We start from the raw sequence: 22299 nt of genomic DNA on the forward strand, positions 1-22299 counted from the left end.
AACGGGCTGCGGCCGGGTTCAGCGGCCGACGAGCTGACGGCCGTCGGAGCGCTCGGGGGCGGTGGAGGCGATCGCCTTGAGGTGCGGCGGCATCCGGCGGATCATCGCGAGCAGCAGCACCAGCCCGGCGCGCGACAGGTAGACCATGGCCTTCACCGGCGAGGCGCTGGGCGTGCCGGTGGTGCGCTCGCGCATCGCGACGGGGACCTGGCGGACCACGAAGCCGCAGCGGGCGGCGCCCACCATGCTCTCCACGGTGTCCCCGAGGTACTCGACCGGGTACCACTTGGCGAAGAACTCGATCAGCGGCTTGTTGCACGCGCGGAAGCCCGACGTGGTGTCGGTCAGCCGGGTGCGGGTGATGCGGGAGAGCACCACCGAGAGCAGGCCCATCGCCCACTTGCGGGGACCGCGGACCTTGTAGTTGCCCTCGCCGTCGAAGCGGGCGCCGATCACCAGGTCGGCTTCCTTGAGCTTCTCCAGCAGGACGGGGACGTAGGACGGGTCGTGCTGGCCGTCCGAGTCGATCTGGATCGCCACGTCGTAGCCGTGCAGGTGGGCGTAGCGGTAGCCGAGCCGCATGGCACCGCCGACGCCCAGGTTGTAGGGCAGCTGGGCGACCGGCGAGCCGTTCGCGGTCGCGACGGCCGCGGTGCGGTCGGTCGAGCCGTCGTCGACGACCAGGGTGTCCGCGCCCGGCAGGTGGGTCTGGATCTCCTTCAGGATGCTGGGGAGACCCTCCGCCTCGTTCCAGGCCGGGAGGATGATGAGGACCCGTCGTCCGTCGATCATGAGAACACCTTGGGGTCAGTGCTGTCCTGGGCGAATTCCTGGTGCTTGCTCACGGGGTAGCCGTGGTGCTCCACGAGGTGCGACCTCATCAGGGCCACCTCCTCGGAGAGCGTGCGGGTCTCGGCCTCCAGCCGGCTCGCCTCCCAGCTGAGGTGGAGACTGACCATCAGCACGAGGACGAAGCCGGCGAAGAGGACGAGGCTGACCCCGGAGGCGATCCCGAGCCTGCGGGCGGTTGAGTCCAGGATCCCCGGGAAGAAGCCCAGCGGGGCCACGACAACGCCGATGGCAAGCCAGATGGCGGCGTACTTCTCCCGGAGCTGCTGGCGGCGCAGCAGTTCGAGGATGTACACCAGCACCAGGACTCCGGTGACCGAGGTGATGACGGTGAGTTGCACGACGGGAGGCGCCTTTCAGCGGCAGTGGCGTGGCAATGGTAGGCAGATCATATAAGCGCGGCGCACTCAGGTTCTTCACAGCCCGGCTACGGACCGCACCCTCAGGAACTCCGCAGTGCCCCGGCCGGACGCTGCCCGGCGACGGCCGGACGCTCCTCCCCGGACACGCCCGGCTGTTCGGGCAGTGAACGGAACAGCGACCACAGCATCGCAGCCGCGCTGACGGCGGCACCAGCCAGGTAGCCCACCTCGACCCTGGTGGCGATGTCACCCGGCATCAGGGTCACCGCGACCATCACGACGGTGCCGGCCAACCAGGAGAACAGCTGGCGGTGGTGACGGCCCAGCGCCATCAGCGCCTGGCCGAACACGGTCGCCAGCATGTAGCAGAGGGTGCCGAGCACCAGCCACAGGAAGTCCACCGGTCCGAGGACCGGCTGGGCCTTGAAGAGCACCTGGATCAACCACGGGCCGAGGACGATCGTCGGCAGGCCGGCCGCCGCGCACATCAGCACCACGATGGCCGACGTCCGGGTGAGCACCTTGCGGAACTCCCGGTGGTCGCCCGCCGCGGTCGCGCCGGAGAGCGCCGAGACCAGCGAGGCCTGGATGGCGGCGTAGGCGAACAGCGGCACCCGGGCCAGCACCACCGCGTTGAGCAGTGCCGCGACCAGCGCCGTGGACGAGGGCGAGAGCAGCCGCACGTTGACCACGGCTGCGTTGACCATCAGTTGGGCCAGCAGCGTCGAGCCGGTCAGCAGGCCCAGCCCGCGGGTGACCTCGCGCCAGGACGGGACGGCCCCGCCGCGCCGGTCCCCGAGGACGGAGCGCAGTCCGATCACCGAGGCGGCCAGCGGGGCGATCACCAGGATCAGGCTGAACGCCAGCGCCGAGTGCAGTCCGAGGACGGGCACCAGGGCGCCGAGCGCGATCCGCAGCCCGCCGTCGACCGCCAGCTGGCTGCCGTAGGCCTTGAAGTTGCCGAGGCCGGCCAGCGCGCCGCGGACGACCGAGCTGAGCGCCAGGCCGACGAGCGCGCCGCCGAGCCCGTACACCAGCCCGATGTCCCCGCCGAACAGCCGGTCCGCGATCGGCCGGGCCGCGAGCCCGATCACCAGCAGCACGGCCGCCAGCACACCGAGGGTCAGCACCAGCACCCGGCGGACCGCGGGCAGCGGGCCGTGCCCGACCACGTCGCGGGCGGCCACCAGCCGGGTCAGCTCCAGCTCGACGGGCGAGAAGAGGCCGTAGCCGACGGACATCACCACCGTCCACAGCACCGAGACGCCGGCGACCTGCGCGGTGTCCAGGCTGTGGCCGGCGAGGGCCAGGAAGATGTACGAGGAGGCGCCGAGCACGACGGTGCCCCCCACCACCAGCCGGACGCCCGGCGGCAGTGCGCCGAGCAGCTTGGCGAGCGGTCCCTGAGCCGGTGACTTGGTCATCGGCAGGTCACGGGGTTCATCCGGCGAGCTCGGCCTTCGTCTTGAGCGACTCCCACCAGGCGCGGTTGTCGCGGTACCAGGCGATGGTGGCGGCGAGGCCGTCCTCGAAGCGGACCTGCGGGGCGTAGCCCAGCTCCTCGCTGATCTTGGTGATGTCGAGGGAGTACCGCAGGTCGTGGCCCTTGCGGTCGGCGACCGGCTCGACCATGTCCCAACCGGCGCCGGCGGCCTCCAGCAGCAGGCCGGTCAGCTCCTTGTTGGTGATCTCGGTGCCGCCGCCGATGTTGTACACGTGGCCGGCCCGGCCCTTGCGCATCGCCAGCTCGATGCCGCGGCAGTGGTCCGAGACGTGCAGCCAGTCACGGATGTTGCCACCGGTGCCGTACAGCGGCACCTTCTTGCCGTCGAGCAGGTTGGTGGTGAAGAGCGGGATGACCTTCTCGGGGAACTGGTAGTGCCCGTAGTTGTTGGAGCAACGGGTCACCACGATGTCCATGCCGTGGGTGCGGTGGTACGCCAGCGCCAGCAGGTCCGACCCGGCCTTCGAGGCCGAGTACGGCGAGTTGGGGGCCAGCGGCCACTCCTCGGTCCAGGAGCCCTCGGAGATCGAGCCGTAGACCTCGTCGGTCGAGACGTGGACGAAGCGGCCGACGCCGTGCTTGCGGGCCGCGTCGAGCAGGACCTGGGTACCGACCACGTTCGTCAGCACGAACGGGCCCGCGCCCTCGATCGACCGGTCGACGTGCGACTCGGCCGCGAAGTGCACCACCACGTCGTGGCCGGGCATCACCTGGTCGACGGCCTCCGCGTCGCAGATGTCGGCCCGGACGAAGGAGTACCCGGGGTGGTGGGCCACGGGTGCGAGATTGGCCTCGACGCCCGAGTAGGTCAGCTTGTCGAGGACGGTGATCTGGGCCGAGGAGTCAGCGCCGAGCAACTGGCGGACGAACTCTGAACCGATGAAGCCGGCGCCGCCGGTCACAAGGATGCGCATAGTGCGAGCAGTCTACCCGCGCCCTGTCAGGCACCCACCCCGGCCCAGCGCCCGGACACTCAGCTCACATAAGCTGCCGACATGCGTGGAATTCTCCTGGCGGGAGGCACCGGCTCACGACTGTGGCCGCTGACCCGAGCCGTTTCGAAGCAGCTCCTTCCGGTCTTCGACAAGCCGATGATCTACTACCCGCTCTCCACCCTGGTGATGGCGGGCATCAGCGAGATCCTGATCATCACGACCCCCCAGGACCAGGACCAGTTCCAGCGTCTGCTGGGCGACGGCTCCCAGTTCGGCCTGCGTCTCGAGTACGCGGTCCAGGAGCGGCCCGAGGGCATCGCGCAGGCCTTCGTCCTCGGGGCCGACTTCATCGGCGACCAGCCGGTCGCACTGATCCTCGGCGACAACATCTTCCACGGCAGCGGCCTCGGCACCCGTCTGGCCCAGCACACCGAGCCGGTCGGCGGCCGGGTCTTCGCGTACCCGGTGGCGGACCCGTCCGCCTACGGCGTGGTGGAGTTCGACGAGCAGGGGCAGGTGCTCTCCCTGGAGGAGAAGCCGGTCCAGCCCCGCTCTCGCTACGCCGTCCCCGGCCTGTACTTCTACGACAACCAGGTCGTCGACATCGCCCGGAAGCTGGAGCCCAGCGCCCGCGGCGAGCTGGAGATCACCGCCGTCAACGAGGCCTACCTGCGGGCCGGCGAGCTGCACGTGACCATCCTCGACCGCGGCACGGCCTGGCTGGACACCGGCACCTTCGTCTCGATGGTGCAGGCCTCCGAGTTCGTGCGGGTGATCGAGGAGCGCCAGGGCTTCAAGATCGGCTGCATCGAGGAGGCCGCCTGGCGGGCCGACCTGATCACCTCCGCCGAGCTGCGCGAGCTCGCCGAGCCGCTGCGCAAGAGCGGCTACGGCGACTACCTGATCGCCCTGCTCGACGAGGAGAGCGCCCGATGAAGTTCCGCGAGCTGTCCATCAGCGGTGCCTTCGAGGTCACCCCCCAGCAGCACGGCGACCCGCGCGGCCTGTTCATGGAGTGGTACCGCTTCGACCGCCTCGCCGAGGTCGTCGGCCACCCGCTGCGGCTGGCCCAGGGCAACCTGTCGGTCTCCGCCCGCGACGTGGTGCGCGGCGTCCACTTCGCCGACGTCCCGCCCGGCCAGGCCAAGTACGTCAGCTGCGTGCGCGGCGCCGTCCTGGACGTCATCGTCGACCTGCGCGTCGGCTCCCCCACCTTCGGGCAGTGGGAGGGCGTGCAGCTGGACGAGACCGACCGCCGGTCGGTCTACATCGCCGAGGGCCTGGGCCACGGCTTCTGCGCGCTCAGCGACGACGCGACGCTCTCCTACGTCTGCTCGGAGACGTACAACCCCACCGGCGAGCACTCCGTGCACCCGCTCGACCCGGACCTGGGCATCAAGTGGCCCGCCGACAGCCCGCAGCTGTCCGCCCGCGACGCCGCCGCCCCCTCGCTCGCCGAGGCGATCGCCTCCGGGCTGCTGCCGGACTACGCGGCCTGCCAGGCCTTCACCGAGAGCCTGCGCACCGCCTGACCGGCGGTGCCCGCGCGCACACCCGGTGCCCGTCCGGGCGCCGGGTGTGCGCGTTCCCCGGGCCCCTCCCCGCTGCGGGTGGGCGGCCGGGGGCCGCTCAGTATGATTGGCCAGCCGCAGGTAACCCCTGCGCGGCGGCCGGGCCGGCAAGGATGCCCCCGCCACGACCTCGACCAGCGGATGTGCCCCCACCATGACCACTCTGGATGTGCTCCTCCCGTACTACGGGGACGTCGCGCTGATGCAGGCCGCCGTTCGCAGCGTGCTCGCGCAGACCGACCCGGACTGGCGGCTGACCGTCGTGGACGACGGCAAGGAGCCCGGCGTCCCCGAGTGGTTCGCGGAGCTCGGCGACCCCCGGGTGAGCTACCGCCGCAACGAGCAGAACCTCGGGGTGACCGGCAACTACCGCAAGTGCCTCGGCCTCGCCGAGCACGAGTACCTGGTCTTCATGGGCACCGACGACATCATGCTGCCCAACTACGTGGCGACCGTCCGCGCGGCCCTCGCCGAGTACCCCGGTGCCGCGATGATCCAGCCCGGCGTCGAGGTCATCGACAGCGTCGGCAACCCCAGCAACACGCTGGCGGACCAGGCCAAGCGCCGCCTGTACGCCCCCAAGGAGCAGGGCCGCAGGCTGATGGGCGGCGAGGACCTCGCCGTCAGCCTGCTGCGCGGCAACTGGCTGTACTTCCCCTCCATCTGCTGGCGCACCGACGCCGTCCGCGGCACCGGCTTCCGGGACGACCTGGAGATCATCCAGGACCTGGCACTGGTCATCGACCTGCTGCAGGCCGGCGAGCAGATGATCGTCGACGACACCCGCTGCTTCCAGTACCGCCGCCACAACGTCAGCATCTCGGCGAAGTCGGCCTACAGCGGCACCCGGTTCACCGAGGCCCGCCGGTACTTCCTGGACTCCGCCGACCGCCTCGACGCGCACGGGTGGCCCCGCGCCGCCAAGGCCTCCCGCCTGCACCTGTCCGCCCGGATCCACGCCCTCACCCTGGTGCCGGGGGCGATGCGCGCCGGGCAGTGGGACGGTGCGAAGACGCTGCTGCGCAACGCCACCTCGACGGCCGCCCAGCCCCGCTGACCCCTTCCCTAGGAGCACCTCCGCAATGTCCGCACCGCATGCGACTCCGGTCCGCGTCGCCGTCCTCGGCGGCTCCGGCTTCATCGGCCGGGTCCTGGGCAGCCGCCTCACCGAACTCGGCCACGACGTCCTGTCCGTCGCCCGCAAGGAGCCGGCCGAGCCCGCTCCCGGCCGCTTCGTCGCCTTCGACCTCAGCTCCGCCGCCCCGGCCGAGCTCACCGAGCTGCTCACCCGTGAGCAGGTCGGGCTGGTGGTCAACGCGGCCGGCGGCATGTGGGGGCTGACGGACGAGCAGATGCACGTCGCCAACGTCGTCCTGGTCGACCGGCTGGTCGAGGCGATCGCCGGGATGGCCCGCCCCGCCCGGCTCGTCCACCTCGGCACCGTGCACGAGTACGGCATGGCGCCGGTCGGGACCAGCCAGTCCGAGGACGGCCCCGCGGCCCCCGTGATGGAGTACGGCAAGCTCAAGCTCGCCGCCACCGAGGCCGTGACCCGGGCCGTGCTGGAGCACGGACTGGACGCCGTCACGCTGCGGCTGGGCAACGTGGTCGGCGCCGGACAGCCCGGGCACAGCCTGCTCGGCGTGATGGCCGCGAAGCTGGACGAGGCCCGGCTGGCCGGGCGGACCGCCGAGCTGTCGCTGGCCCCGCTGACCGCGCAGCGCGACTTCGTCGACCTCACCGACACCGTCGACGCCGTGCTCGCCGCCGCCACCGCGACCGGGCTGCCGCCGGTGCTCAACATCGGCACCGGCTCCGCCACCTCGGCCCGCGAGCTGGTCGAGCTGCTGATCGAGGTCAGCGAGGTGCCCACCGCGATCACCGAGGTGCCCGGGCCCGACGGCGCCGGCCCGGAGACCGAGTGGCAGCAGCTGGACATCGGCGCGGCCCGGGAGCGGCTCGGCTGGGCCCCCCGCCGTAGCATGCGGGACGCCGTCGAATCGCTCTGGCAGGCGCAGATCAGCCCGGCCGCCCGCTAGGACCGCCTCCGGGCCCCGGCCGCATCCCCCGGCCCCGGCCACCGGGCCCCCGCCCCGGCAAGCACCGCTCCGACCCCCGAACTAGAGGATTCCATGAGACCGAGCAGTCTGCTCCGCTCCCGGGGCACGCTGGCAGAGCTGTTCTCCAGCCGTGCCAACAGCTTCGGGCTGCTGCGCCTCCTGATGGCCAGCGCCGTCGTCGTCTCGCACGTCTACCCGCTGGCGCTGGGACACCTCGACCCGCTGTGGAAGCGCAGCGGCATGCAGACCGACCTCGGCAAGATGGCCGTCATCGGGTTCTTCGTCACCTCCGGCTTCATGATCACCGGAAGCGGCCGGCGCACCACGATCGGCCGCTACAGCTGGCACCGGGCCCTGCGCATCCTGCCGGGCCTGTGGGGATCGCTGGTCATCTCCACCCTGGTCATCATGCCGCTGCTGTACCACTGGCAGCACGGCTCGCTGACCGGCTTCTGGAACCACCCGGCCGGGCCGTTCTTCTACCTGAAGGGCACCTGGGACACCTCGCTGAGCGGTGGCTGGGACGTCTCCGGGGTCATCAAGGAGGGCGTCCGCCGGGGCACCAACTTCGACCAGAGCGTCAACGGCGCCCTGTGGTCGCTGAAGTACGAGATCCTCTGCTACATCGTGGTCGGCCTGCTGGCCGCCGGCGGCGTGCTGCGCCACGCCCGCCGGTTCATCCCGCTCGCGGCCCTCGGCCTGTGGATCCTGATCCTCAACGACTGGCTCGACGCGACCGGCTGGCGCGGCATCCCGGGCGACCAGAACACCTACGTGAACCTGCCGTTCCTCGGCGGGCTCTCGACGCACTTCATCATCCACCTCGGGTTCGCGTTCCTGCTCGGGGCGACCGTCCAGCTGTACAAGGAGCGGGTCCCCGTCCACGACGGGCTCGCGCTGCTGTCGCTGCTGGCCTTCGCGGCCACCCTGCGCTGGGGCGGGCTGTTCGTGATCGGCTACCCGGCCTTCACCTACCTGGTGTTCTGGCTGGCGGTCCGGCTCCCCCGGCCGTTCCAGCGGGTCGGCCGCAAGCGCGACTTCTCGTACGGCATCTACATCTACGGCTTCACCGTGGAGCAGTCGCTGGCCATGCTCGGCTTCATCAAGTACGGCAAGCTCGGCTTCCTCGGCTGCGCCCTCGGCGCCACCGTGGTGCTGGCGGCGTTCTCCTGGTACGTCGTCGAGTCCCCCGCGATGCGGCTCAAGGACTGGACGCCGTGGCCGGTCCGGCGGCTGAAGGCCCGTCGGGGCGCCGCCCAGGACACCCCCTCGCCGGTCTCGGCGGCCACGGGCGCCACGGCGGCCTCGGTGCAGGCGGGCCCGGCGGCCGCCCCCGCACCGGAGGGCACCGAACAGTCCGCGGCGCAGGGCAAGGACACGCAGCAGAGCAGGACGGCCCCGCACGTACGGGCCTGAGCCGGACGACCACGAGCCCTGACCGGGCGGCCCACGGGCCGCCCGGTCAGGGCTTTTCCGGGCCCGGAACCGGCCGGCCCCGGGGGTCCGGTCCTGCCCTCTGCCGTCTGCCGGTGGACGGCGGACGGACACACCGCACCGCGACGGCGAAGGCCACCGCACCGCGGGGCCGGCGAGCGCCGGGGGAAGGGCCGGGGGAAGGCGAGCGCCGGGGAGCGGCGAGGACGGGCCCGGGCAGGACACCGGGCACGGGAGCGGGAACGGAAACGGGCCGTGGCCCGGGGCGTCACCCCGGGCCACGGCCCGTCAGCTGTTCTCGTCCGGCCGGCCCGACGGCCGCGTCCGGATCAGCCCGGGAAGGGCGCGTCCAGCACGGTCACCTTCTTGTTGGTGACCGACGCCAGGTCGTGCCGCAGCCGCTGGGCGGTCGGCAGGTCGGCGACCAGGAGGACGACCTCCTTGTCCGGCACCCGCTCGACCACGCCCTTCAGCGCGGCGAAGGAGTTGTCCCACTGCTGCTTCTCCACAGGGGCCGCCCCGATGTCCACCTTGAGCAGGTCGTCGTAGAAGGCGGACACGCCGCTCTTGTTGGTGAGCGTCACCGCGAAGAAGCTGACCCGCCAGTTCATGTAGCCGCTGTTGGAGTACAGGGCGATGACCGGGGTCGGGGCCTGCACCCGCTTCATGTCGCGGTTGATCAGCGTCTTGGCGACCGGACCGAGGTCCCCGCCCTTGCCGCGGCTCCAGGCCACCAGCTCGCTGCTCTGGAAGGCGGTCGGGCCGGCCGCGACGGACGGCACGCCCCACTGGACGCCGCCGAAGAGGCTGAGTCCGGCGGCCAGGGCGGCCACCGAGGCCACCGCCTCGGTCCACCAGCCCCGGCGGAAGGGCTTGGCCGCGGGCCCGAAGCGCCGCAGCAGCGTCCCCGCCGCGCCGATCCCCAGGATGGAGATCACCAGGCCGCCGACGGCGAGCTTCTCGAAGTAGTACGAGAGGTTGCCGATGGTGTGCATCTGCCAGGCGCCGAAGACGCCGAGGATCAGCGCCCCGCCGGCCACGGTCAGCAGCAGCGCCTGGGAGGTGCCGGTGCGCCGGTTGCCCGGCATCAGGACCACGACCACCACCAGGGCCGCCAGGCCGACCAGCATCGACCGGTCGAACGGGAGGTACATGCCGCGGGCCTGGGCCTGCGACTCGACGTCGAAGTCGGCCAGCACAGACATCAGGCTCGGGATCACCGCGACGGCGCCGCCCAGCACCTGAACGGCGTAGATCCACCAGCGGCGCCTGCTCTGGCGCTTGCGGTACACCAGCGCCCCGACCACCAGCGCCATGCCGATGAAGGCGGCCAGGATGTTGTAGGTGTAGGCCACCGTGACCAGGGCCGCCGCCGAGACCGTGGCGTACGCGCCCCAGCCCATCGCGGGCCGGACGATCAACGGGATCGCCGCGGTCAGGAAGATCAGGCCGCCGATCTGCGAGTCGAAGCCGACCCGGATCATGCCGGCCAGCGGGCTGGCCACCGTGATGCCGGCGACGGCGGTGCAGACCACCGCGGTGCGCCAGCCGGTGAGCCGGGGCCCGCCGATCCAGCGGGCGCCCCAGACGATCAGGCCGCAGAGAATGGAAAAGGACGCGAGCACGTACAGGTAGTAACGGTTGTACGCGGCGACGCTGTCACCGAGGTCGGTGGCCGAACGGACGAAGATGTCGAACCAGGCGAGCAGGAAATGCGAACCCTGCGGATATACCGCCTCGGTCGGGGTCTTCAGCAGCAGTTTTCCGGCGGGCTGGTCCATGAAGGGGTAGCCGCCGAGCTGGTGCACCGCGTCGAAGATGGAGAAATGGATGAACCTGTCCTCCACCGAGAGGACGAAAGGCAGCCGGTCCTGCAGCGAACGCCCGACGAGCGGGTGGTGGATGTAGTGCCACACCACCGCGACGGTGCCGACGATCATCAGGTCCGAGGTGCGGAACCGCAGCGGCAGCCGCGGGCGGCGGCGGCCGACCCAGGCGACCAGCGACACCGTCGAGAGGATCACGCCCGACGTCGGGACGGGCGCCAGGCCCCAGGGCCAGAGCGACATCACGAGGCCGAGGGCGAGCACGCCGCCGCAGAGCACCAGGGTGGCGATGACGAGCCGGTCGAGCAGGCCGCCGCCGGTCCGCATGACGGAGCCGATGGCCAGCACGAATACCGGAACGAGAACAATGTCCAGATTCAGCGCGTCAAAGGCGAACGGGACGAGCCAGGAGGCCAGGAGTGCTCCGGCCAGGAATTCCCATCGGCGTCCGCCCGGTGATTCCTGACCGGGTGGCCGATTCGACGCGGGGACGCCGGAACGCGTCCGCGGCTCCGAAAGTTGGGTTTCCATATACCCGCCGTCTCCTCAGGTTCCATTACTCGAAGTTCATCTCAGCCGTATGACGATCAGGCAGATTCTGCACAACGGGCCCCACCCCAGCCGGAAGAGCACGACGTCAATACCACAGCAGCGTCCGCCATGTTACTGCAATCCCTCACCGCCATTCCGGCGGCCGTCGCCTTCGCCCGGCCCGGCCGGCGGGCCCGCGGCGCCGCCGCGGCGCACCGAGTCCGGGCCTGCGACCAGCGGCAGTTGACGGCGGGTCGGCCGGGCGGGCCGGAGTGCGGGACCGGGCCGGCGGCGCGCGGGAGTGCGGGACCGGGCCGGCCACGGCGGGCCCCGGACGGCCGGGCCCCGTCCGCCCAACGCCGAGGGCCCCGCGCCCGTCCTCTCGGACGGGCGCGGGGCCCTCGGTTTGCCTGTGGTGCAGGCAGGTCTAGATCGTCAAATTACTTGAGGATCTTGGTGACCTGGCCGGCGCCGACGGTACGACCACCCTCACGGATGGCGAACTTGAGGCCCTCCTCCATGGCGATCGGCTGGATCAGCACGACCGTCATGGCGGTGTTGTCGCCCGGCATGACCATCTCGGTGCCCTCGGGGAGGGTCACGACGCCGGTCACGTCCGTGGTACGGAAGTAGAACTGCGGGCGGTAGTTGTTGAAGAAGGGGGTGTGACGGCCACCCTCGTCCTTCGACAGGATGTAGGACTGGGCCTCGAACTCGGTGTGCGGGGTGACCGAACCGGGCTTGATGATGACCTGGCCGCGCTCGACGTCCTCGCGCTTGATGCCACGGAGGAGCAGACCGACGTTCTCACCGGCCTGGCCCTCGTCGAGCAGCTTGCGGAACATCTCGATGCCGGTGACCGTGGTGGTGGTCTTGGTCTCCTTGATGCCGATGATGTCGACAGTCTCGTTGACCTTGAGGATGCCACGCTCGATACGACCGGTGACGACGGTGCCACGACCGGTGATCGTGAAGACGTCCTCGATCGGCATCAGGAACGGGAGCTCGGTGGCGCGGGCCGGGGTCGGGATGGCCTCGTCGACAGCGTGCATGAGGCCGAGAAGCTTCTCGCCCCACTCCTTGTCGCCCTCAAGCGCCTTGAGCGCCGAGACGCGCACGACCGGCAGGTCGTCGCCCGGGAACTCGTACTCGGAGAGCAGCTCGCGGACCTCGAGCTCGACGAGCTCCAGGATCTCCTCGTCGTCCACCATGTCGGCCTTGTTCAGGGCGACGACGATGTAGGGGACGCCGACCTGGCGGGCCAGGAGCACGTGCTCCTTGGTCTGCGGCATCGGGCCGTCGGTGGCGGCGACGACGAGGATCGCACCGTCCATCTGGGCCGCACCGGTGATCATGTTCTTGATGTAGTCCGCGTGACCCGGGCAGTCGACGTGGGCGTAGTGACGCGCCTCGGTCTGGTACTCGACGTGCGCGATCGAGATGGTGATACCGCGCTGCCGCTCCTCCGGCGCCTTGTCGATCTGGTCGAACGGCGTGAAGGGGTTGATGTCGGGGTACGCGTCGTGCAGCACCTTGGTGATCGCCGCGGTAAGGGTCGTCTTACCGTGGTCGATGTGACCGATGGTGCCGATGTTGACGTGGGGCTTCGTCCGCTCGAACTTCGCCTTCGCCACTGCAGTCCTCCTGAGGACAGTTCTGTACGCCGTACGACGTCAGTTGGTCTTTGATCGGGTTTTGGTACGGAGCGCTGGTTTGCGCTCCATGCCGTCCCGCGGGTGGGGGCGGAGACGCCGGCGGGATCTGTGCGATCCCGCCGGGTATGTCTCCTAACAGCCTAAGGGGTCGTGAACGTCCCGAATGTTCGGGATGTCCGCCGCCCTCGGTAGGGACGCGGCCGGAGCCGGTCCTTACTCGCCCTTGGCCTTGGCGATGATGTCGTCCGCCACGTTCCGCGGAACCTCGGCGTACGAGTCGAACTGCATCGAGTAGCTTGCGCGACCAGAGGTCTTGCTGCGCAGGTCACCGACGTAGCCGAACATCTCGGAGAGCGGCACCAGCGCCGAAACGACGCGGGCACCGTGACGCTCGTCCATGGACCGGATCTGGCCACGGCGAGAGTTGATGTCGCCGATCACATCGCCCATGTAGTCCTCGGGCGTGGTGACCTCGACGGCCATCATCGGCTCCAGGAGGGCCGGACCGGCCTTCTTGGCGCCTTCCTTGAAGGCCATCGAACCGGCGATCTTGAACGCCAGCTCGGAGGAGTCGACGTCGTGCGAGGCACCGTCGAGCAGCGTCACGCGGACACCCTGGAGCGGGTAGCCGGCGAGGACACCGAACTCCATGGCCTCCTGGCAACCGGCGTCGACCGAGGGGATGTACTCCTTCGGAACGCGGCCACCGGTGACCTTGTTCACGAACTCGTAGCCCTCGCCGGACTCGATCGGCTCGATCGCGATCTGGATCTTCGCGAACTGGCCGGAGCCACCGGTCTGCTTCTTGTGCGTGTAGTCGATGCGCTCGACGGCCTTGCGGATCGTCTCGCGGTAGGCGACCTGCGGCTTGCCGACGTTGGCCTCGACCTTGAACTCACGCTTCATACGGTCGACCAGCACCTCAAGGTGCAGCTCGCCCATACCCGCGATGATGGTCTGGCCGGTCTCCTCGTCGGTGTTGACCTGGAAGGACGGGTCCTCCTCGGCCAGCCGCTGGATCGCGGTGCCCAGACGCTCCTGGTCACCCTTCGACTTCGGCTCGATCGCGACGCGGATGACCGGGGCCGGGAAGTCCATGGACTCCAGGATGACCGGGTTCTTCTCGTCGGACAGGGTCTCGCCGGTGGTGGTCTGCTTGAGACCCATGACGGCGACGATGTCGCCGGCGCCCACCGAGTCGATCTCCTCACGCTTGTTCGCGTGCATGCGGTAGATCTTGCCGATGCGCTCCTTGCGGCCCTTCACCGCGTTGAGGACGGCGGTGCCGGCCTCAAGGCGCCCGGAGTAGATCCGGACGAAGGTGAGCTTGCCCAGGTGCGGGTCGGACATGATCTTGAACGCGAGCGCGGCGAGCGGCTCGTCGTCCGAAGCCTTGCGGGAGATCTTGACCGTGTCGTCGCCGGGCTTGGTGCCCTCGATGGACTCGATGTCCAGCGGCGACGGCAGGTACTTGACGACCGCGTCGAGCAGGGGCTGAACGCCCTTGTTCTTGAAGGCGGTACCGCAGAAGATCGGCGTGAAGTCCGAGTTCAGGGTGCCCTTGCGGATCGCGGCGACCAGCAGCTCCTCGGGGACGTCCTCGCCCTCCATGGCGAGTTCCATCACCTCGTCGCTGACGTTCGACACGGTGTCCAGCAGCGCCTCGCGGTACTCGGCGGCCTGCTCCTGGAGGTCGGCCGGGATGTCGACGATGTCGTACATCTCGCCCTTGGCGGCCTCGGCGGACCAGACCAGCGCCTTCATGCGGACCAGGTCCACAACGCCGGCGAAGTCGCCCTCGGCACCGATCGGGAGCTGCATCACCAGCGGGGTGGCGCCGAGGCGGTCCACGATGGTGTCGACGCAGAAGAAGAAGTTCGCGCCCGTGCGGTCCAGCTTGTTGATGAAGCAGATGCGCGGGACGCCGTAGCGGTCAGCCTGCCGCCACACGGTCTCGGACTGGGGCTCGACACCGGCGACACCGTCGAACACCGTGACGGCACCGTCGAGGACGCGGAGCGAACGCTCCACCTCGACGGTGAAGTCGACGTGACCCGGGGTGTCGATGATGTTGATCGTGTTGTCAACATCGTCGACCGTCCAGTGACAGGTCGTCGCGGCCGACGTGATCGTGATGCCGCGCTCCTGCTCCTGCTCCATCCAGTCCATGGTGGCAGCGCCATCGTGGACCTCACCGATCTTGTACGAGACACCGGTGTAGAACAGGATCCGCTCGGTGGTGGTGGTCTTGCCCGCGTCGATGTGCGCCATGATCCCGATGTTGCGGACCCTGGCAAGGTCAAGGGAGGTTGCAGCCATGGTGGCTCGTTCTCTCTCTGTCTAGTGACGGGGTTAGGACTACCAGCGGTAGTGCGCGAAGGCCTTGTTGGACTCGGCCATCTTGTGGGTGTCCTCGCGACGCTTCACGGAAGCGCCCAGGCCGTTGCTGGCGTCGAGGATCTCGTTCATGAGGCGCTCGGTCATGGTCTTCTCGCGACGGGCGCGGGAGTAGCCGACCATCCAGCGCAGCGCCAGGGTGGCGGCGCGGCCCGGACGGACCTCGACCGGAACCTGGTACGTCGCGCCACCGACACGGCGGGACTTGACCTCAAGGGCGGGCTTGACGTTCTCAAGCGCGCGCTTCAGGGTGACGACGGGGTCGGCACCGGTCTTCTCACGAACGCCCTCAAGGGCGCCGTAGACGATCCGCTCGGCGGTGGAGCGCTTGCCGTGCAGCAGGATCTTGTTGACCAGCGACGTCACCACAGGGGAGCCGTAAACCGGGTCGATGATGACCGGGCGCTTCGGGGCGGGGCCCTTACGAGGCATTCTTACTTCTCCTTCTTGGCGCCGTAGCGGCTGCGGGCCTGCTTGCGGTTCTTGACACCCTGGGTGTCAAGGGAGCCGCGGATGATCTTGTAACGCACACCCGGCAGGTCCTTCACACGACCGCCACGCACGAGCACGATGGAGTGCTCCTGCAGGTTGTGGCCCTCGCCCGGAATGTAAGCGGTGACCTCGATCCCGCTGGTGAGGCGCACACGGGCGACCTTACGGAGAGCCGAGTTCGGCTTCTTCGGGGTGGTCGTGTACACACGCGTGCAAACCCCACGACGCTGGGGCGAGCCCTTGAGCGCGGGAGTCTTGTTCTTCTCGACCTTGTCCTGCCGGCCCTTTCGGACCAGCTGCTGGATCGTAGGCACCGTTTCTCCGTTTTCTGTGTGCCATCGCTTGGTAGATCTAACCTGCGGTGTTCCCAACGCACACGGCCCCGTGGTCGACCCACGCGGTCGGGTGTGTTGGGCTTCTTCCAGTCCTCCGCACCAACTTCGCAGCCGACGCGGACGGTGGAGGAATCGCGGAATCCCATGAGCTGATGTGCAGCGACGGCGCTCACGCGCGCGAGGCGCTGGAGAGCGCATCGCCGTGGCGCGGCGGCCGGTGTGCTTGCACGCACAAGGACCCGGGGACACCCCAGGCACAAGGTCAGAGCGTACCTAGCGCATCGGGCGCGGTCAAAACAAATGCGACGGCCCAGGTCATGGCGTCCGTCACGGCCGCGGTCCGTCTCTCCAGCGCTATCACACCCGCTGCCGGTCCGCATCCCGGGCGGGTGGGTGTCAAGCCGGCCGTGTCAAGCCGGCGGCGCGACGCGGCGCGAGTTCCGGCCGCCGTCCGGCCGCCCCGGGCGGGCCCGGAGGCGCGGCGCGAGGGCCCGGCCCCGGGCGCCACCGGGGACGGTCAGCCGCCGCCGACCGAGGCGAGCACGCCGAGCAGCATCAGCAGCACCCAGCCCGCCAGGGACAGGTAGCCGATCACCAGACCGGCGGTGGCCATCCCGTCGCCCTCCTCGTGGCGCGCCCGGATCTGCGTCTTGGCGATGTGCCCGCAGATCACGGCCGGCAGCGCGAGCGTGCCGACGGTGGGGACGCAGAGCAGGCCGAGCACCATCGAGGCGACCGCGACACCGTTGGTCGGCCGCTGCATCGGGATCACCGGCGGCGGCAGGAAGGTGGGCGGGACGACCGGCACCGCGCCGCCCATCGGCAGCACCATCGGGCCGGACGGCAGGTCGGCCACGATCTGCGAGAGCTGACCGTAGGTCTGCGCGCGGTTGGCCGCGTCGAAGCGCTGCGAGTACTCCTCGGCGGAGAGGCGCCCCTCGGCGTACGCGGCCTTGAGGACGTCCACCGTCCGGTCGCGGTCGGTGTGGGCGGCGCGCATGGCGGCCTGCGGGGTCGCGGCGGGCTGCCAGGGCTGGGCGTACGGCTGGGGCTGATGGTGCGTCGGGGGCTGGGCGTACGGATTGGGCTGCCCGTACCCGGAGCCCTGCTGACCCCACGGCTGTACGGCCATCCGGCCACCTCCCCGACACCCGGCGCGCCGCGCGCGCTCGCTGCTCTCATAGTGCAGGACGAAGGAGCGCCCTGAGTAGTTGCCGATTTCGACAGGGAGCGCATTCGGATCCGCCCGCGCTCGCCCGTTTGGCCCAGACACGCCGTATCCAGGGCGTCGGCGGCGGGCCCGTGGCGCGGTGGCAGGCTGGGCCGCAGCCCGTCCGCCCGCCTCCCCCCACCCTGGAGAACCCCCATGCAGGCGTCCGCCCCGCCGCCCTCCCCCGGAGCCGCCGTCAGTATCCACAACCTGTGGAAGCGCTTCGGACGGCAGGCCGCCGTCGCCGGGCTGAACCTCGAACTGCCGGCCGGCGCCTTCATCGGACTGGTCGGCCCGAACGGCGCGGGCAAGACCACCACCCTCTCGATGACCACCGGCCTGCTGCGGCCGGACGAGGGAACCGTCCTGATCCACGGCGCCGACGTCTGGGCGGACCCGGTCGCCGTCAAGGCCAGGATCGGCATCCTGCCCGAGGGCCTGCGGATGTTCGAGCGGCTCAGCGGGCGCGAACTGCTCCAGTACAACGGACGGCTGCGCGGCCTGCCCGGCGCCGAGGTGGACCGCCGCACCGAGGAGCTGCTCGGCGTCCTCGACCTCACCGCCGACGCGGACAAGCTGGTCGCCGACTACTCCACCGGCATGCGCAAGAAGATCGGCCTCGCCGCCGCCCTGCTGCACAACCCCGACGTGCTCTTCCTCGACGAGCCCTTCGAGGGCGTCGACCCGGTCTCCGCCCAGACCATCCGCGGGGTGCTCAAGCGGTACGCCGCGGCCGGCAGCACCGTGGTGTTCTCCAGCCACGTGATGGAACTGGTCGAGCAGCTCTGCGACTGGGTGGCCGTGGTCAACGCCGGCCAGGTGATCGCGCACGGCCCGCTGGACGAGGTCCGCGGCGGGCGCTCGCTGCACGCCGCCTTCCTGGAGCTGATCGGCGTCCGCGAGGACGACGGCCAGGCCCTCGGCTGGCTCGGCGGCGACCGGTGAGCGCCGCGCCCCCCGAAGGCCGGCAGGTCGTCCGGGCGCTGGTCTCGCTCAAACTGCGGCTGCTCCGCAACGGTCTGCGCCGCAGCCCCGGCCGGGCCGCCGTCTACGTCCTCGGCACCGCGGCGGGCCTGCTGCTGGCCGCCGGCCTCGCGTTCGGCCTGGCCCTGCTGAACGGCCGGGCCGGGGCCGGCGACGCCGCGGTCATGGTGACCTTCGCCCTGGTCATCGGGTGGGCCGCCGTGCCGCTCTTCCTCTTCGCCAGTGACGAGAGCGCCGACCCGACCCGGCTCACCATGCTGCCGCTGCGGCCCCGGCCGCTGCTGTGCGGCTCGGTGCTGGCCGCGCTGACCGGCCCCGGCCCGGCCGTCGCCCTGGTGCTGCTCACCGGCGCGGCGGTGGCCGGCGCGCACGGCCCCGCCTCCGCGGCGACCGCCGTGATCGGCGTACCGCTCACCGTGCTGAGCGTGGTGACGCTGTCCCGGGCGGTCGCCGCCGGCAACGCCCGGCTGCTGTCCAGCCGGCGCGGCAAGGACTTCGCGATCTTCGGCGGACTGCTCTTCGCGCTGCTCGTGCAGGTCGCCAACCTCAGCTTCCAGAGCACCCTCGGCAGGCCCGGCGAATCGCTGGACCTCTCCCCCTTCGCGCCGTTCGCCGCCGTGCTGCGCTGGGTGCCGCCGGTCAGCGCGCTGGACGCGGCCCGCACCGCCGGCGAGGGGCACCACGCCCTGGCCCTGCTGCAGCTCGCGGCCGGCGCGGCCCTGCTGGCGCTGCTGCTGCGCTGGTGGCTGGGCAGCCTCCAGCAGCTGATGGTGACCGCCGACGCCTCCACCCTGGAGGCCGCCCGCGGGGTGGGGCCGTCCGGCGGGCGGTCCCGCGGCTGGGGCTTCCTGCCCGCCGGCCGGGCCGGCGCGGTGATGCAGCGGCACCTGCGCTACGCCTGGCGCGAGCCGCGCGCCAAGGCCGCGGTGTTCACCAGCATCGGGATGACGCTGGTGCTCTGCGTGCTGTCGCTGATCCAGGGCTGGTCCAGCGTCTACCTGGTGGTGATGGCCGGGATGTTCCTCGGCCTGCAGATGGTCAACCTGTTCGGGATGGACGGCTCCGCGTTCTGGATGGTCGCCGCCACCCTGGTCACCCCCGCCGACGCCCGGGACGAGCTGCGCGGACGGGCCTACGCCGTCCTCCTCTACGCGGTGCCGGTCACCGCGCTGCTCGGGCTGGTGCTGGCCACCGCCACCGGCGACTGGGCCGGGTTCGCCCCCGCGCTCGGCCTGGCCCTGTCGGTGCTCGGCTGCGCGATCGGTGTCGGTGCGCTGTTCAGCGTGGTCGCGCCGTACGCGATGCCCGCCGACGGCAACCCGATGCGCAACGCCGCCCCGGGCCAGAGCGGGCTGACCCTGCTCAACACCTTCGGCTCGATGGTCGGGGTGCTGCTGCTGACCCTGCCGGTCGGCGGCTACCTGGCCTGGGCCCTGGCCGACGGCGGCCCGGCCTGGCCCGTCCTGCTGCTCGGCCCGCTCTACGGCGCCGGGGCCGCCGCGCTCGGGGTCCGGCTGGCCGCCGGGCGGCTGCTCGGCCGGCTGCCGGAGATCCTGGCCAAGGCCGTCGAACGCTGACCGCCGGGCCCGGCCGCCGGGCGGATCACACCGCCGCCGGGCGGGTCAGCGCCCGCGCTCCGGCATCATGGCAGGAGGGCCGACCGCCCCGGACACCGAACGCAGCGAAAGCAGATTCACCGTGGGCAAGCGCAGGCAGCAGCAGGACTCCGGGCCGGACGAGGCCGTCGGCGGGCTGCTGGAGCAGGCGGTCCACCGGGTGGTGGCCGCGCCCGCGGAGGGGCTGGACCTCGCGCTGGACACCGGCGCCTCGATGCTGGCCGCCGCCCCCGGGCAGTGGCCGGCGGTGAGCCGGGCGCTGCTCGGGTACGCGGACACCGCCGTCGGACGCTGCTGGTCCGTGGGCTGGCGGCCGGCCGACCTGGCCCGGGTGGTCCGGCGGGAGCTGAAGCCGGCGCACCTGGCGCTCGCCGTCGACCTGATCGCCGCCGAGGGACGCCGGTACCCGGCCGCCGCCCTCGACCGGCGCTGGCACGAGCAGCTGCGGGAGCTCGCCACCGAGGTGTGGTGGACCGGCGACGAGGACTTCCTCACCGGCTTCGCCGGGCGCCACCGGCTGGACCGCTTCGCGCTGGCCACCGTCGCGCTCGAACTGCTCCGGGTCTGGGGGCACCTGCCGCCCGTCCAGCCCGTCGGCCCGGTGCCCGGCCAGGTACCGCGGGCCTCCCGGCCGAGCGGGCCGGTCACCGGCGAGCCGCGGATGCTGTCCCGGATCCGGGCGCTGCTCGCCAAGGCCGAGTCCACCGAGTACCCGGAGGAGGCCGAGGCGCTGACCGCCAAGGCCCAGCAGCTGATGGCGCAGCACAGCATCGACGAGGCGCTGCTCGCCGTCACCGCGGCCGCCGCGGACACCCCGGCGGCGCTGCGGATCGGCGTCGACAGCCCGTACGAGGTGCCCAAGACGATGCTGCTGGACGCGGTGGCCGCCGCCAACCGCTGCCGGGTGGTCTGGGCGAAGGAGTTCGGCTTCTGCACCATCGTCGGCTTCGACGCGGACCTGGACGGCGTCGAACTGCTCTACACCTCGCTGCTGGTGCAGGCCACCGCGGCGATGCACAAGGCGGGCAGCCGCCAGCACCTGGACGGCGCCTCCCGGACCAAGGCGTTCCGGCAGTCCTTCCTGGTCGCCTACGCGGCCCGGATCCGGGAGCGACTGGCCACCGCGACCGAGCAGGCCACCCAGGACGCGGCCGCCGGCCGGCACCTGCGCGAGGACGGCACGGCCGAGCAGCTGACCCCGGACGAGCGGCTGCTGCCCGCACTGGCCGCACGGGAGCAGGCGGTGGATGCGACGATCGGACGGATGTTCCCGAAGCTGACCTCGCAGCGCGTCCGGGTGAGCGACGGCGAGGGCTGGGCGGCCGGCCGGGCCGCCGCCGACCGTGCCGCGCTGCACGGGCGGGCCGGGGCCATCCGGGGCTGAACGGCGAGGATCCGGGCGAAGGCCCGGACGAAGGGGGATTGGTGCTGTGACGGAGTACGCGGACCGGGTACGGGGCGCACTGCTGGGCGGGGCGGTCGGTGACGCGCTCGGCTGGCCGGTGGAGTTCCTGCACCTGGACGACATCCGGGGACGCTACGGCCCCGACGGCCTCACCGGCCCGGTCGCGAACCGGGGCGGCCAGGTCACCGACGACACCCAGATGACCCTGTTCACCGCGGAGGGCCTGATCCGCGGCTTCGTCCGGGGCTGGTCCGGCGGCGGCGGCTCGGTGCCGGAGGCCGTCCACGGCGCCTACCAGCGCTGGCTGCTGACCCAGGAACAGGACGGGCCCGACCTGCTGCCGTTGCAGGCGCCGTACGACGGCTGGCTGCTCCGGCAGCCGTTCCTGTACGCCCGGCGGGCACCCGGCAACGCCTGCATGACCGGCGTCGCCCAGCACCGGGAGTTCGAGACGCCCTCGATGTTCGGGCAGCCCGGCCCGATCAACGCCCACTCCAAGGGCTGCGGCACGGTGATGCGCTCGGCGCCGTTCGGGCTGGCCCGGCTGGGCGTCGAGCAGGCCTTCGGGCTGGCCGCGCAGTGCGCCCAGCTCACCCACGGGCACCCGACCGGGTACCTGGCGGCGGGCGCCTTCGCCGCGCTGATCGAACGGGTGACGGCCGGGACGGACCTGCGCACCGCCGTCGAGGAGACCATCGAGCAGACCGCCGCCTGGCCCGCCGCCGAGGAGACCGTCAAGGCGCTCCGGCGGGCCGTGCTGATCGCCGACCAGGGCGACCCGAGCGCCGAGTGGGTGGAGCGGGTCGGCCTCGGCTGGATCGCCGAGGAGTGCCTGGCCGTCGCCGTGTACTGCGCGCTGGCGGGCGGCGAGGGTGCGGCCGGTGCCCGGCGGGCCCTGCTGCTCTCGGTGAACCACTCCGGCGACAGCGACTCCACCGGCGCGGTCTGCGGCAACCTGGTCGGCGCGGCCCACGGCGCCACGGCGCTGCCGGCCGCCTGGACCGGCGCGGTGGAGGGCCGGGAGGTCCTGCTCAGGGTGGCGGACGACCTGGTGGTGCTGTTCGGCAGCCGGGAGCCGGCCCACCCGGTGCTCGACGACCGCTACCCGGTGGGGTAGCGGCCGCCGGGCGGGC

The 22299-nt window shown here is 71.4% G+C and carries 19 protein-coding genes; 9 read left to right on the plus strand and 10 right to left on the minus strand.

Annotation, left to right across the window (positions count from 1 at the left end; genetic code table 11):
* Positions 1–18: 18 nt before the first annotated feature.
* From IE329_RS12210 to rfbB, 4 genes are all read right to left on the minus strand, one after another.
* A complete protein-coding gene (locus IE329_RS12210; RefSeq protein ID WP_190210864.1) occupies positions 19–792 on the minus strand; it encodes a glycosyltransferase family 2 protein in 774 nt (257 codons plus the stop codon).
* Positions 789–1190 carry a DUF2304 domain-containing protein gene (locus IE329_RS12215; protein WP_190210865.1) on the minus strand — a complete coding sequence of 134 codons (402 nt, stop codon included), beginning with the start codon at positions 1188–1190 and terminating at the stop codon, positions 789–791. The genes IE329_RS12210 and IE329_RS12215 overlap by 4 nt, the downstream gene beginning before the upstream one ends.
* A gap of 101 nt (positions 1191–1291) precedes the next feature.
* Complete coding sequence (locus IE329_RS12220) at positions 1292–2635, minus strand: lipopolysaccharide biosynthesis protein (protein WP_190210866.1); 1344 nt, start codon at positions 2633–2635, stop codon at positions 1292–1294.
* A gap of 16 nt (positions 2636–2651) precedes the next feature.
* The gene (rfbB, locus tag IE329_RS12225; protein ID WP_190210867.1) at positions 2652–3629 is read right to left on the minus strand and encodes a dTDP-glucose 4,6-dehydratase; all 978 of its coding nucleotides are present in this window, start codon (positions 3627–3629) and stop codon (positions 2652–2654) included.
* 81 nt (positions 3630–3710) lie between these two features.
* Here rfbB and rfbA point away from each other — a divergent pair, with 81 nt between their 5' ends.
* The 5 genes from rfbA (at position 3711) to IE329_RS12250 (ending at position 8697) form a co-directional block, all read left to right on the plus strand.
* Entirely contained in the window at positions 3711–4586 is an 876-nt protein-coding gene (rfbA, locus tag IE329_RS12230; protein WP_190210868.1) for a glucose-1-phosphate thymidylyltransferase RfbA, read from the plus strand.
* On the plus strand, positions 4583–5182 hold the full coding sequence (gene rfbC / locus IE329_RS12235) for a dTDP-4-dehydrorhamnose 3,5-epimerase (protein WP_190210869.1): 600 nt from the start codon (positions 4583–4585) through the stop codon (positions 5180–5182). Before rfbA ends, rfbC begins: the two co-directional genes overlap by 4 nt.
* 193 nt (positions 5183–5375) lie before the next feature.
* Positions 5376–6278 (plus strand): glycosyltransferase family 2 protein, encoded by a 903-nt coding sequence (locus tag IE329_RS12240; RefSeq protein ID WP_190210870.1) that lies wholly within the window; start codon positions 5376–5378, stop codon positions 6276–6278.
* 25 nt (positions 6279–6303) lie between these two features.
* Positions 6304–7260, plus strand: coding sequence for an NAD-dependent epimerase/dehydratase family protein (locus IE329_RS12245; protein WP_190210871.1), 957 nt, complete (start codon positions 6304–6306; stop codon positions 7258–7260).
* A 93-nt stretch (positions 7261–7353) separates the two neighbouring features.
* Positions 7354–8697, plus strand: a complete 1344-nt coding sequence (locus IE329_RS12250; protein ID WP_190210872.1) for an acyltransferase family protein — start codon at positions 7354–7356, stop codon at positions 8695–8697.
* A 347-nt stretch (positions 8698–9044) separates the two neighbouring features.
* Here IE329_RS12250 and IE329_RS12255 read toward each other — a convergent pair whose 3' ends face one another.
* The 6 genes from IE329_RS12255 to IE329_RS12280 all read right to left on the minus strand — a co-directional run bounded on the left by IE329_RS12255 (position 9045) and on the right by IE329_RS12280 (position 17083).
* A complete protein-coding gene (locus IE329_RS12255; RefSeq protein ID WP_190210873.1) occupies positions 9045–10889 on the minus strand; it encodes a hypothetical protein in 1845 nt (614 codons plus the stop codon).
* Positions 10890–11512: 623 nt separating this feature from the next.
* Positions 11513–12706: an elongation factor Tu gene (gene tuf, locus IE329_RS12260; protein ID WP_190210874.1), complete on the minus strand. Its 1194-nt coding sequence runs from the start codon at positions 12704–12706 to the stop codon at positions 11513–11515.
* Positions 12707–12940: 234 nt separating this feature from the next.
* On the minus strand, positions 12941–15046 hold the full coding sequence (fusA, locus tag IE329_RS12265; protein WP_190210875.1) for an elongation factor G: 2106 nt from the start codon (positions 15044–15046) through the stop codon (positions 12941–12943).
* A gap of 39 nt (positions 15047–15085) precedes the next feature.
* Positions 15086–15556: a 30S ribosomal protein S7 gene (rpsG, locus tag IE329_RS12270; RefSeq protein WP_073924319.1), complete on the minus strand. Its 471-nt coding sequence runs from the start codon at positions 15554–15556 to the stop codon at positions 15086–15088.
* A gap of 2 nt (positions 15557–15558) precedes the next feature.
* The gene (rpsL, locus tag IE329_RS12275) at positions 15559–15930 is read right to left on the minus strand and encodes a 30S ribosomal protein S12 (protein WP_014144289.1); all 372 of its coding nucleotides are present in this window, start codon (positions 15928–15930) and stop codon (positions 15559–15561) included.
* Between the two features lie 538 nt (positions 15931–16468).
* Positions 16469–17083 carry a DUF1707 and DUF4190 domain-containing protein gene (locus IE329_RS12280; protein WP_229927376.1) on the minus strand — a complete coding sequence of 205 codons (615 nt, stop codon included), beginning with the start codon at positions 17081–17083 and terminating at the stop codon, positions 16469–16471.
* A 234-nt stretch (positions 17084–17317) separates the two neighbouring features.
* Here IE329_RS12280 and IE329_RS12285 point away from each other — a divergent pair, with 234 nt between their 5' ends.
* From IE329_RS12285 to IE329_RS12300, 4 genes are all read left to right on the plus strand, one after another.
* The gene (locus IE329_RS12285; protein WP_190210876.1) at positions 17318–18106 is read left to right on the plus strand and encodes an ABC transporter ATP-binding protein; all 789 of its coding nucleotides are present in this window, start codon (positions 17318–17320) and stop codon (positions 18104–18106) included.
* On the plus strand, positions 18103–19722 hold the full coding sequence (locus tag IE329_RS12290) for a transporter (protein WP_190210877.1): 1620 nt from the start codon (positions 18103–18105) through the stop codon (positions 19720–19722). Before IE329_RS12285 ends, IE329_RS12290 begins: the two co-directional genes overlap by 4 nt.
* A 178-nt stretch (positions 19723–19900) precedes the next feature.
* Positions 19901–21145, plus strand: a complete 1245-nt coding sequence (locus tag IE329_RS12295) for a DUF2786 domain-containing protein (protein WP_461782293.1) — start codon at positions 19901–19903, stop codon at positions 21143–21145.
* 46 nt (positions 21146–21191) lie between these two features.
* Positions 21192–22283 (plus strand): ADP-ribosylglycohydrolase family protein, encoded by a 1092-nt coding sequence (locus tag IE329_RS12300; RefSeq protein WP_190210879.1) that lies wholly within the window; start codon positions 21192–21194, stop codon positions 22281–22283.
* Positions 22284–22299 lie beyond the last annotated feature (16 nt).

Source organism: Kitasatospora indigofera (assembly GCF_014655955.1).
Taxonomy (GTDB): domain Bacteria; phylum Actinomycetota; class Actinomycetes; order Streptomycetales; family Streptomycetaceae; genus Kitasatospora; species Kitasatospora indigofera.